Source organism: Robbsia andropogonis (assembly GCF_034047095.1).
GTDB lineage: Bacteria > Pseudomonadota > Gammaproteobacteria > Burkholderiales > Burkholderiaceae > Robbsia > Robbsia andropogonis.
The window spans coordinates 1,045,683-1,058,164 of record NZ_CP139170.1; the positions used below are offsets into that span (position 1 = coordinate 1,045,683).

9 protein-coding genes and 1 pseudogene are annotated in these 12,482 nt (G+C 62.4%); 5 read left to right on the forward strand and 5 right to left on the reverse strand.

The window, feature by feature from the left end; all coding sequences use genetic code 11:
* Positions 1-90: 90 nt before the first annotated feature.
* The 3 genes from SJQ66_RS18135 to SJQ66_RS18145 form a co-directional block, all read right to left on the reverse strand.
* Positions 91-915, reverse strand: coding sequence for an RNA polymerase sigma factor (locus SJQ66_RS18135; protein ID WP_024902575.1), 825 nt, complete (start codon positions 913-915; stop codon positions 91-93).
* A gap of 175 nt (positions 916-1,090) precedes the next feature.
* Entirely contained in the window at positions 1,091-1,501 is a 411-nt protein-coding gene (locus SJQ66_RS18140) for a hypothetical protein (RefSeq protein ID WP_024902576.1), read from the reverse strand.
* Between the two features lie 722 nt (positions 1,502-2,223).
* A complete protein-coding gene (locus tag SJQ66_RS18145) occupies positions 2,224-2,706 on the reverse strand; it encodes an ATP-binding protein (protein WP_320535133.1) in 483 nt (160 codons plus the stop codon).
* Between SJQ66_RS18145 and SJQ66_RS18150 the strand changes: the two genes are divergently transcribed.
* The 4 genes from SJQ66_RS18150 to SJQ66_RS18165 are packed head-to-tail and all read left to right on the forward strand — an operon-like array spanning position 2,705 to position 9,192.
* On the forward strand, positions 2,705-3,760 hold the full coding sequence (locus tag SJQ66_RS18150; RefSeq protein WP_046151867.1) for a hypothetical protein: 1,056 nt from the start codon (positions 2,705-2,707) through the stop codon (positions 3,758-3,760). The two genes, SJQ66_RS18145 and SJQ66_RS18150, sit on opposite strands and share 2 nt — an antisense overlap.
* A complete protein-coding gene (locus SJQ66_RS18155; RefSeq protein ID WP_024902579.1) occupies positions 3,747-5,564 on the forward strand; it encodes a hypothetical protein in 1,818 nt (605 codons plus the stop codon). The genes SJQ66_RS18150 and SJQ66_RS18155 overlap by 14 nt, the downstream gene beginning before the upstream one ends.
* Positions 5,561-7,873, forward strand: a complete 2,313-nt coding sequence (locus SJQ66_RS18160) for a PP2C family protein-serine/threonine phosphatase (protein WP_253463151.1) — start codon at positions 5,561-5,563, stop codon at positions 7,871-7,873. The genes SJQ66_RS18155 and SJQ66_RS18160 overlap by 4 nt, the downstream gene beginning before the upstream one ends.
* Positions 7,870-9,192, forward strand: coding sequence for a hypothetical protein (locus tag SJQ66_RS18165; RefSeq protein ID WP_036008480.1), 1,323 nt, complete (start codon positions 7,870-7,872; stop codon positions 9,190-9,192). Before SJQ66_RS18160 ends, SJQ66_RS18165 begins: the two co-directional genes overlap by 4 nt.
* 122 nt (positions 9,193-9,314) lie before the next feature.
* On the opposite strand, the gene SJQ66_RS18170 is transcribed toward SJQ66_RS18165, so the two are convergent.
* Positions 9,315-10,133: a siderophore-interacting protein gene (locus tag SJQ66_RS18170; protein ID WP_036008492.1), complete on the reverse strand. Its 819-nt coding sequence runs from the start codon at positions 10,131-10,133 to the stop codon at positions 9,315-9,317.
* 459 nt (positions 10,134-10,592) lie between these two features.
* A pseudogene (locus tag SJQ66_RS18175) lies at positions 10,593-11,069 on the reverse strand (PadR family transcriptional regulator); the annotation flags it as partial.
* A 110-nt stretch (positions 11,070-11,179) separates the two neighbouring features.
* On the opposite strand from SJQ66_RS18175, the gene SJQ66_RS18180 reads away from it, so the two are divergent.
* A complete protein-coding gene (locus tag SJQ66_RS18180) occupies positions 11,180-12,385 on the forward strand; it encodes an amino acid aminotransferase (RefSeq protein ID WP_024902583.1) in 1,206 nt (401 codons plus the stop codon).
* The last annotated feature ends 97 nt before the right edge of the window (positions 12,386-12,482 follow it).

Genomic DNA, 12,482 nt, shown 5'->3' on the forward strand with positions numbered 1-12,482 from the left:
TTCAAGCGAGGCTGGTATCAATCGGTATGGTGTGGCGTGTGCGGGCAACAAGCGCCGCCTGTTCGCGCCCCATGACGTAAGGGCCGGGTATCAAAGCACGATGCCACGCGCCGCGAGTTTCTCGGAGAGCGCTTTGCGCGCGCGTGAGAGCCGGCTGCGTACGGTACCGATTGGAATCGTCAGCATGACGGCGGCTTCTTCATAGGACAACGCTTCCACGCCGACCAGAATCAACAGCTCGCGCATATGTACCGGCAATTCCGCCAGCGCGATGTCCATTTGCGCGAACAACTGTGATTGCGCAAAACGTTGCTCGGGGTCATGCACGGTACGCCCCGCGATCTCGCTTTCCGGCATGTCGTCGAGTATCGAGTCGTCCGTCATATGATGCCGACGATGCGGTGCGCGAGAAAGGTAATTGCGCACCAGATTCATCGCGATGCCGTACAACCAGGTAGACAATTGTGAGTCACCACGGAAGGTGCGGTATGCCTGCACGGCTTCAACGAATGTCTGCTGGGCCAACTCTTCCGCATCAGACGCGTTGCCGATATGCTTCAAAATAAAACGATAGAGCCGCGACGCGTGGCGATCGATTAATTCCTTGAAAAGTGCGTTCTCGTCGACGTAGCCGGTGAACGGCATCGTATGGACGATTGGTTCCACTCCTGCGGACTGCGCTGCCGGGGACTGCAATAGCGCGCACGATTCCAATCTGGATGCCGGCGCCGGTTCGCCCTCGACATCCAGCGATGTCGTAGTAATTGTCTCATCGAACGCGCCATCGGTAAGCGCATCGTCCTCATTTACCTCCGGATGGCATTGCGTCGCATCGACCGACGTAAGGCTGACCGATATCTTCGACAGCGATGCAACATGGTGAAAGTGATCAGTACTACATATCATGTCTTTCATTTTATTTCCCCGGAGGCGGTATCCGCCGGCATGCGTGCGGCTTGGCGACGAACGCAAACGTTGATAGGCAAATTTTCACAAGGGGCGCCTGCGGCACGCGCAAACCCGGTCCGTTGACTGTCGACGATTATGAAAACCGTTCGTCCCGCGGACAGCGTACGCCCTGTCTTAGGTGTTAAAGCGCAGTGCCGAGAGACGCCTTGATGTGTAGCGTCTGCATGAATGCCACACCTTCCAGTGATGCCTTTGCGCTTTCAGCCATCTCTATCGCGTTCTGTATCAGCGACGCTGTCAATGGCACACTCCCATACGACGTCAGATTCAGCTCACGGGCGGTATGCTCCGCTATCCGTTTGCCAAATGCGTTACCTAATGACGACACAAAATGCGCCGCCGTGTCTTCGTTCGCTCGTAACCAGGCCACACTCCGGGCATCAGGCGTCAACCCGACAGCGATTACCTTGACACTGGTGCGGTCTCGCACGACAGCTACAGCGGACCCGCATTCGGCACGTCGACGGAACTCGGCAAGATTCAAGGCCGCGATACCAGGGGTCGTGCTCGATGCGTTGCGAAAACTCATCATGTCGCTTGTGCTCCTTCGGGTAGCTCCGGAGGTGGGTAACCCCTGGCAACCGACGGTTCCGCCAGGGAGGATCGCCCCCGGCGAATACACGTGCTATGAGATAACGATTGATTACATTAGAAACGATCTTTCTCAAAAAATCGATACCTGGATTTAGGTAGTCTTCGAATTATCCCTAAAAAAAGTAGCTGGCGTTGATTAAGGGTTATCGAAGTTCGTTTTGAATTATTATTTTTCGGGTTTTTCTGTGTTTTGCAGGTAGGTAATTCCCTAGAGCATGGATTTTTTATTGGTGATACGGGTGTTTTAACTTGTGTCAAGATAAGAAATTTTGAAATTCATGTACCTAACAACAGTAGTTCGTGAGCACATCATGTAGATGATAGTGTAAATCAAACGATCGTTTAGTCGTTTTTTTCAAACGATCGTTTTAACTGGTATAAAATACATTCAAAGGAATTTGCGTAAAGGGTTTTACGTAACTAATTTGAATCGTGGTTTTTACTTCTGGCGATGGAAAATCAATTTCAATACCGGATGAAGATCGTTGAGAGACATCTGGCATTCGCGAGGATTCACGTCGATATACTGCCAGATACGCAAGGTTTGTTACGCAACTTTTAAGAATTTACGGACATGACAAGAGACGTTTCTGATAATTGGAATGCTGTTCGGTAAGCATCTCACGGGGTGCTTCGGTGAGACGAGCAGCTTGGCCTGAGCTAGGGCAAGACGAGGATGAAAAGGCGATTTTCTCCGTTTTGCACGTGATAATGCGCCGCGTGCAACAACCGCTTCACCAGCACCAGTCCCAAGCCCCCCATCGGATCGTCGAGTGACGGCGGGGTCACGCGTGCCGGCCGCGCCGTCAGCGGATCGAAGGCGATCCCATTGTCATGAAGCGTGATCGCGAAACCCGTTCCCATGGGGGTCACCCAGAGCGCGAAACATGTGTGGTTGCCCGGGTCATCGTCGGCGGATCGTTGTCCGTGCATTGACACATTGTGCAGCAGCTCGTCGATGATCAACGCGGCGTGGAACCCATGGCGCGACCCCGGTGACCTAGCGTCGAGCCATTCGTGCAATGCGCGGATGCAGCGTGCCGTTTCGTCGATCGTTGCAACCGTGCACAGATGAAAAACCGGGGCGCAGGGCTGGATGCTTTCGGCCGGTAGGAACGGAAAGGGCGGAATCGGGTCTTTCATGTCATGTCACCATAGCATCACGCGGCCGCGCCGCTTCACGTTCATCGACACCACGCATTTTTTCTCCTCTCGACGCGCGGTGCGCGTTCTGGCTGGCTGGCTGGCGCTGTTCGGTGTGCCGTTGCTGTGCGCCGTCACGGCGGTGAGTGTCATGTCGGCCATGTTGCGTTCACACGATCAAGGTGTACTGGAGGCGACGGCACAGGCACGCGCGCGGCTGACATTGGCGTCCGTGGCCGAGCGTCTCGGTCGCTTCACGGCATGGGACCCGATATTCACGTCGATAACATCGTCGACGCCGCCCATGCCAGCGACGGGAAAGGCGGGGGCGGTGCATGCGGTCGAGCGCCAGGACATGCCTGTAACCGATCCATCGGCAATGGATGCGGACAATGCGACGTTCTCGCGAGTTCCGGCGGTGCTGGCCCGGGCGTACGAGGATGAGACGTCACTGCATTGGATTGCGCTGGTGGACTTGCAAGGCGTCATCCGTGCGGGAAGTGATACCACGGGCACGGGCGGCATCTTGCCCGCGCCCGTACGTGATGCGATGCACGGAGGTACGGGCGGCGATGCGGGCACGATGGAGTGCATTCTGACGAGTGGCCGCGCCTCGGTGGGACAGGTGCCATGCGGCGCGGCGCACGACGATGTCTACCGACGCTCGCCGGAGGCGTGGGCCATATCGCCGTGGTCCATCGTGCATGCGGGAGAGCGCCTGATTGGCGAACCTGTACGCGATGCGCTCGGCCGGGGCGTGGCGTTCGCCGTCATCGGTGTGGATACGGCCGAAAGTGGCCTCTGGCATGAGGCGGCGAGCCTTCGTGACACGGACGGCGCGGCGTTCATCCGCCATTGGCGTTGGGTGATCCGATACCTTTTAGCGGCAGGCCTGCTGTCATTGGTCGTGTCCGCCGGCGCGTGGTGGCGTGCACGCCGGCAGCAGGTGATGACCGATGGATGGCGCGCCGCGTGGTCGCGCGCATATCGGCGCCAACATGCGTTGGCGCATGCAATGGTGGAACTACCGGGCGTCACCGATGATCCCCTCTGATAACCGTGCCTTCACCCGGGCACGCACCGGCCGTTGGCAGGGCCTTGCCGTTGCCACGTTTGTGACGGCGGTGTTGGCGTTGGGGACGGCGATCGCGATACCGGTACTGATCGACAGCGCGGCACAGCGCCGTATCGGCTTGCAGGCGCTGCGGCAGCATCGTCTCGAAGCGGTGGTGACCGCCGTGGCGCGTGAAAGCATGGTGGCGTCGCGGATCGCGCCATTGGGCGAAATCGCGGGACTATCGATGCAATTGCGGGAGCGGGTCCAGGATCAGCCCGGCATGACGATACGCATCGTCGATCCGGCAGGTGCGGAGTTGGGATCATCCTGGCTATCCGACGCGCCGAGGATGCCGGCCTCGCCGGCATTTGTCGTGTCGATGCCGGTCGATGACGCGGGGGGGCATGTCGTTGCATATGTGCAGGGAAGTTTATCGCCGATGCCTGTGCAGGGTGCCGGTGCGATCGTGCTATCGGCGTTGCCGCGTGACTGGACGTTTTGGATGCCGCTGTTCTGGTTCGGCGGCGCAATGGCAATCCTGTGTCTCGCCGCATGGCGTTATGCGTGGTGGTCGGGCCCCATGGTGCGCGACGCGGTTACGAGCCGGATGATCGATGCGCTGCTGCACGACGATTATCGGACGCTCTGGCGCGTGGGAGGACGTGGCGGGTTCCTGGCCGCGGTATCCGCGGACGCGGCGGATGATGTCGATCGGGCGCGTATTGCCGCGCGTGCGGTACAACGCGTCACGGCGCGTTGGCATACGCTACGCGAACGATCCGGCATCCTCGATCGCACCGAGACAGACCCCGCATGGCCTCCCCTTCGCGCGGCGTGTCTTTCCAATGCGGCCGGCGGCGCGGCATTCGCGCAGGGAACGGTCACCACGCGCATCGTGGTACCGGTTGGCGCGCAGACGCGATGGTTCGCCCTCCTATGCGGCATTGGCGCGGGCAGTCTGGCTGGCTTGCTGGGACAGGTCGGCGCGTCGGTTATGTTCGGCGCGTACGCGGTCGTTTGCCTCGCTGCGGGATGGGGGCTGCATCGGCTATGGGCCGTGGACCGGACCGTGCACGACGTTTCCCCGATTGAGGCGCTCCTTCAAACGACGGCGTTGCCGGCACGCGCGACACCGGATGTCGAGGCCGGCGCGGCGTCATTCGGCATGCATGCCAGCGGGATCGCGCTGTGGATCGGCGTGGCGGTCGCGTCGTTGATGGGTGTGCGTATGTGGCCGGCGCTGTTGGATTGGCCCGCGGCGCTTTTGCCAGCAACGATATTAGTCATGGTGGGATACCTGTTGCGCGAGGCCGTGTCCTGCACATGGTGCGTACATGACATCACGCGGCATGACCCGGTCTACATTGACGTTTGTGACGTGCGTGACCTCGAGGATGTGGCGTCCAGGCCGTACCCGCATGCGGGAAAGGACGCATGCGGCACGTCGTCTCTTTTCCCGCGTGCCGGAGACGGTGGTTGCAAGCCACGGATGCGGGCGAGAATAAGGGCGAGGCGAGATGTGATCGCGGCTGTCGCGGTGGGCGCGCTGATCGTTGGACCGGGCTTGAGTTGCATGGTGGTATCGGGCTGGCCATTCGCGGTGACCGTGTTGGCACTGACGTGTTTGCCGATGATGGCGGCTGTGCAGGCGTGGCGTTGGCAGGCGGTCGCCAGTCCGTGGCAGCGCGCGGCTCGCCGATCGATTGCTTTGCGCCCGCGTGCGCCAGTGCGTTGCACGTCCACACCCGTCTACGACGGCGATAACGGTGACGGTAACGGTATCCATTCGGGGCCACCATGAAGGGGCGATCACGGGCATCCCGCACGCGTATCGAACGCGATGTCTTTGCCGTGACCGGCATCGCCTTGCTGGGCGCCGCATGGATGACAGTGCTGGTGATCGGCTTCTGCCTTGTTGTTTTCGGCAAGTTTTCCGCGGCACCGGTATTGCGCGGGGCTGGCGTGGCGCATGTACGGGAAGAGGGCGCCGCAGCCGGCGGGCCGCTGCCGTGGCGCCGGCTTGCGGACTGGGGCGCATGGCACGAGACGGGCCACTTCCCCACCTGGTCGCAAATCGAGGACCGGTTGACGGGGCAGGATGCAGGTGACAGCGCGGTGTTGCTTGCGTTGCTGGCACGTCGCTGGCATGACGAACGTGCGACGGCCGCCGAGGCATTGGGCTGTACGGGTCCCGCGTTACTGCGCGCGCTTGATGGTGCACATTATGGGTGGTCCGACTGCATCGATACCGGCCCGATGTCGTCATCGTCCTTGCCGGGATCGCCACCGCTCGCCGCCGTACGAGACGTGGCGACGGTCGTGTCGGCCGCCCCCGCCTTGGAACGATTGCAACGCGGCATAGGTGGAGACGTCGCATTGGTGAATCTCCATGGTGGCGTGGTCGAGCGCGCCGCTGCCGCCATGGGCACCCAGGAAGCGCAGCCGGGTGACGATGCCGTCCCGTCGGTGAGTGCGATGCGCGGTATTCGCGGCGCGCCCCTTTCCATCGCGATGCGTCCTGGATGGCCAGCGGACGCGCAATGGCCGGTGATGCACCGTGACCGCGCCGAGGTCCGGCGCGTGACAGTCGATGGGCGTCATTATTGGCAAACGGCGTTGCCGGTGACGGGTGCCGACGACAGGCAGATCGGCTGGCTTGTCTGGCGCACGGGCGGGGCGGCGCTCGCATCGGCCGATGTCGCGCCAATCGATACCGGCGCGATCGTCGATGACGACCCGATTTCCCGTGTCGACCGATATCGGAGCAGTGCGTTCGGGATGGTATTTTTCATCGCGGTCGTGTTGGTGACGATCGGCTTTGGGGTGGGATTGCGCGGATCGTTTGCCGTGATTTTCGCGCCGCTGCGACGGGCCATGACCGGCTTGCGACGCGTGGCCGATGGTCGAAGCGATGTGCATCTCGATGATGTCGACCGCGATCGTGATGACGAGGCCGGCGTCATCGTGCGGGCCGCCACCGCCTTGCATGCCGAGCTGGCGGCGTTGCAGACGTTACGTGATGAACGCGCGCGCGCCGTTGCGCAACAGGGCCAGTTGATGCGGGCGCAACTGCGTACGCTGGCGGCAACGCTCGACGAGGGGGACCGCGCGGCGATCCTGCGGACCCTCGATGCGCTGCAAGCCCCATCGGATTCGCTGATTGACCTTGCCGCGGTGCTGACCCAGATGACGCGTCTGGTGTGCGAGCAGCATCAACGGTTGCGTGGCCTGCTTGCGGAGCGAGAGGCGGCGCTGGTGCAGGAAGTGCGATTCGCCGCATTGCGCCAGGAACTGCTGATCGCGCAGCAGATGCAGATGTCGATACTGCCACAGGGACTTCCCGCCGCATGCGGTCGCGCCGGACTGGCGCTGGCGCCGGCGATTCAACCTGCGCGCGAAGTTGGCGGCGACTTCTATGATTACTTCATGCTCGACGACCGGCATCTGGCGATCGTCATTGCCGATGTATCGGGCAAGGGCGTGCCGGCCGCGTTCTTCATGGCCGTCGCGCGATCCTTGCTGAAGAACATCGCGGGCCTGACGCCGGAGCCGGCTGCCGTGATGACGCGGTTGAACGCATTGTTGTGCGAAGACAATCCCCACTGCATGTTCGTCACGCTGTTCTTCGGCGTGTTGGATCTCGAAACCAGGACATTCGATTATGCCAATGCCGGGCACAACTTCCCGGTGTGGCTGAACCGTGCGGTGCCCGATGAGGCACGCTGGCTCGATCAAGGCAGAGGAATGGCCCTGGGCGCGTGGTCCGAGGCGTGCTACACGCAGCACCGGGAGATCCTTGACCGGCGCGACATCGTTTTCTTTTACACCGATGGCGTTACCGAGGCATGCGACCACGCCGAGGCCCTATATGGTGACAATGCCTTGCGGGATACGGTGATTGCGGCGGTGGGCGTTGAACGACTCGTGGATGCGTCCGTTCTTGACAACGTAGCCGCAACCGGTGGCGCGCCGCCGTCTTCGGCGATGCGCGTTGCGGCCCATGTCACCGACGCCGTGTTGCGATCGGTTCATGCCTTTGCGGACGGCGTGCCGCAAGCCGACGATATTACGTGTGTCGCCCTCGCCTGGAACGACGAGGAGGCGCGATGATGCGTTCGGTCCCATCGCGGCGCGGCAGCCACTGGTGGCGTCGCATGATGATCACGCTGGCTGGCGCGGTGTTGTTGATTGCCGGCGTGTGGTGGAAACTGGCGCCGCCTGTGGCATGGGCCGGGCTGTTGCAAGAGATGCCACGCTTCCTGCGGCCTGGCGTGGCGTTGTTATTCCGGCAGGGTGCCGTGCCGGCATTACGTCGGGAGGACAATGGATCAAGACTGTTTGACACGTCGCGCGCGGCGGCTTTTCCCACGGTGATGATCATTCGACCGGACAGTACGGCGGCCGCGGCCAAGGCGCAGGCCTTCCATGATGCGTTGACCGATGCCAATTTCTTTCCAGAAGTCGATGCGGTATTGCTCCCCACGAATGATCGCGAGGCCGATTGTGACGTGACGGTCACCAACGCCTTGCAGCGGCGCGGTACGCGGCCCGCCGTGGTCTATACGATAGGTGCCTGCGCGACCGGTGCTGTTAGCACGGTAATGCAGCGTGAGGCGGCCATGCAAGGTGACCGGGCCAATGCGTCGCCGCGCGGCGACGTCCGCGTTGTCTTCAGCGACGTCGACGAGGTCACGGCAAGGTGTGTCACCGATATGGCGCGCGAGACCAAGGCACACTACGCGATCGGTGGTGTCATCGCAGGTCCGTCCGAGGCGATGCAATGGCAGTGGGCGCGCCGCTACCTACCGCATCAGGCGCCGCTACGCATCGGCTATTGGCGAGGGGAACCGATGACAGGCATCGGCGTTTTGCAGAAGAGGTCATTGGTGGGAGGTAGCACATCGGGGCAAACGACATCGGCGTTGGGCATGCGTGCGGATGCGACGGAGGGCATTGAGGTCGTCATGGCGGACGGCGCGCTCGACAGCGCCGTGGCGTACTGGCGTGCAAAGGGGGTGCGTTTGCTCTATGTCGATGGGCGGACCCCGGAGACAGTGACCCGTGCCGCCCTGGCCGCCGGAATTGGGACGTTTTGCGCGGCGGATGCGTTGCCGCGCGAGGCGATGCCGGGACGATGCCTGTTGCGCGTGATGCCGCTACCCCAGGCCGCAGCGGCGATGGCGGCGCGGCTGGCATTGCAGATGATGCGGGAAGGGCAACCGTCGCCGAGCGGGGTGATGCCGCTGCATGCCAACGCGCGGCAAGCCGCGTGGCAGGCGTTGCCGCAAGGGCCATTGCAGTTGGATATCGCCGTGGCCCGCCGGCTTCGGCAGATACCACCATTATCTTTATTGGACGACGTGCAGATCGTGGATGACGGCGCCGACGGGGTGGACAATGCAGGGCTCCACGGTACAACGGATCACTGATCGTAGCGACGCCACATGGTGCCCGGGGTCGATGACGATGGCACGTTCACTTATCACCGTACCGCGGTGCGCGTGACACACGGCACATCGGCACATCGGCACATCGGCACATCGGCACGCGCCTAGTCGTCCAGCGATTCATGCTGGTTGCTGGCGCCGTTGCGCCAATAGCTTGCCGCCCGCACATGTTGTTTGTCGAAGCCGCGCGCGTCGATCAGATGATGACGCACGGCGCGGGCCGCACCGGACTCGGCCGCGACCCAGCCATGCCCGACCCCCTTTGGCAGCGGCGTGTCGCGAACGGTCTGCAACAATACATCGCTTGTACCGGGCGGGGCATTGCCGCGCAGCGCCGGCACGACACGCACGTTCGGCCGCGCGGGCCACTGCGGTATGTCCTCGGGCGTGCTCGCTTCTACAAAGACGAAAGCCTGGCAATGTCCCGGCAACTCGTCGATACGACGGCCGATGGCGGGGAACGCCGTTTCGTCGCCTGCCAGCAGATACCAGTCAAACGTGTCCGGTACGACGAAGGAGCCGCGCGGTCCCGCGATACCGAGCAGGTCGCCCGGCTTCGCCTGTGCCGCCCACCGTGCAGCTCGACCCTCGTCGGAAACGTGTGCCCTGTCCGCATGGTCGTCCGCGCCATGTCCGTGATGCAGAACGAATTCGATATCGAGCTCGTTGGTCGCCGGATCGTAGCGGCGCGGGGTGTAATCCCGTGCGATTGGACGTTGCGTGGGATCGTCGCTCCGGCGTTTCAGATCGCTCAGATCGGGCATGCGGGGCGTGTCCTCGCCTTCACGCGGAAAAAAAGCCTTCACGTGATCGTCGAACGATGCACTGACGAAGCCTGGCAGGTCATCCCCCGTGAGTGTGATGCGTACGAGATGCCGCGTCACATGTGTCACGCGTTTTACCTGCAGCAGGCGGCGCGACAATGTGTGCCTTACCCGTTGCGGGAGGAAACGGTCCGCGGGGACATGGGGCGCCTCGGCAGCAGGGTCGGCAGGGCGATCGGCCACAGGCTCGGCGGGCCGCGCGGTCGACGTGTCGGGGGCTGCCGTCGTGACGGTTGTTGATTCGCCGATGGCCGATGCGGTTCGGCTATGCAACGGCGAGCTACCCGGGTCGACGATGGATAATGCCGCGCGTTCGATTTCCGCCGCGACGCGATCGGCCTCGGCATCGTCCCAGCGTGCGCCGGGCGCGAGTAGCGCTTGTTTCAGTGTTTCCATCGCCTGGCGCACCCGGGGCGGCAGGGATTCGCGGGCCCGCATCCGCGCCACCATGTCCAGGCGTGCGAACGCGCCGCGGATCAGGCCGTCGTTCGCCGTGGCGTGGACCCGCCCCGACTCGGTGGCTAGGAAACGCCGCTTGCCGGTCTCGTCGGCGCCGAGTCCCGCGATCCACAATTGTTCTTCCAGCATCGTCAGCGTGGGATAGACCACCCCTGCGCTGGGTGCGTAACCGCCACGCGTGCGTTCTTCGATGATCCGAATGATTTCATAGCCGTGACGCGGCGTATCCACCAGCAGCGCGAGCATCACCAGCGGCAGCTCGCCACGCCCGAGCACACGACCACCTTCGCCATGCCGCCCGCCGTGTCCATTGTGACCGTGATGTCCGCCGCCGTGCGGCATGTCCGCCGGTGAAAAGGTCGCGCGCTCGATACCGTCCACGCCGTCGAGGCGCGTGGTACGGCCTCGACGGCCGCGACCCCCGAGGCCGGCCCCGTGAGGGCGTGAGTCAGCCGCGCCGCCGCCAGGAAAATCATCCCGGGCGCGTACCGGCCCCCAGGCGCGAAAAAAGGGGTGAAGGAATGGTTTCATTTCGATATATCTAAATATAATATCGAAAAGATATATCGATAACATTGCAATGTCAACGAATGCGTTATCAACGGGTGGTGAGAAGGGACTTTCTACGCGCCGAGGGCGCGCAAACAGGCTAGACTTACGCCTCGCGCACCCATCAGAGAAACGGAATGTTCCAGCACGTCGACGCCTATGCAGGCGATCCCATCCTGTCGATGATCGAAACCTTTGAGCGCGACACGCGCGCGCGCAAGGTCAATCTGTCGGTGGGGCTGTATTACGATGCGGCTGGCCGTATTCCCGTGCTGGACTGTGTGCGCGAGGCGCAGCATCGCATTGATGCGCAGCCGGTACCGCAGGTCTATTTGCCGATGGAAGGGCTGGCCGGTTATCGGACGGGGGCCCAACGCCTGATTTTCGGTGCCGACCAGCTCGCGCTGCGGGAAGGGCGGATCGCGACAGTGCAGACCGTTGGCGGTTCCGGCGCATTGAAGATCGGCGCCGATTTCCTGCGGCGCTATTTCCCCGAGAGCCATCTATGGGTCAGCGATCCGACGTGGGACAACCATGTCGTGCTGTTCGGCGCGGCGGGCTTCAAGGTCCACACCTATCCGTACTATGACGCAGCAACCGGTGGTCTACGTTTCGATGCGATGTTGGCCACGCTCGCGGCGTTGCCCGAGAAAAGCATCGTGTTGCTGCATCCGTGCTGTCACAACCCAACCGGCGTTGACCCATCGCCGGCGCAGTGGGCGCAGGTCACCGACGTATTAAAGGCGCGGAACGTCATCCCTTTCCTGGATATGGCTTACCAAGGCTTTGGCATGGGTATCGAGGAGGATGCGGGCCCGGTGCGGATGATGGCGGATGCCGGCTTGCCAATTGTCGTCGCGCAGTCTTTCTCGAAGAACCTGTCATTGTATGGCGAGCGGGTCGGCAGTTTGTCGGTCGTGGCCGAAACCCCGGTGGCAGCCGATGCCGTGCTGGGTCAACTAAAGGCAACGGTGCGCGGCAATTACTCCAGCCCGCCGCGACACGGTGGCACGCTGGTGTCGACGATCTTGAATGACGCGGCGTTGTTCGCCGGCTGGATAGCTGAGGTGGCGCCGATGCGCGATCGGATTCGCGCAATGCGTGACCGGCTGCATGCCGAGTTAAAGGCGCGACTACCGGACCGCGACGTCCGTTATTTCGTGACGCAGAACGGCATGTTCAGCTATACCGGCCTGACGGGGGCGGAGGTGGACCGTTTGCGCGAGGAATTTGCGATCTACCTGATCCGTTCGGGCCGGATGTGCGTAGCAGGCCTCAGTGAAGACAATGTCGGCTACGTGGGCGAAAGCTTCGCGCAAGTGTTGCGCGATCGGCACGCCTGAGCTGCGCCCGATGCCATCTGTTGTATAAATCCCGCGCCATGGCGTTGTATCGGTGTTGAACTGACGGTGAATGGATAGAGGCGGTGCATCTTTCGCG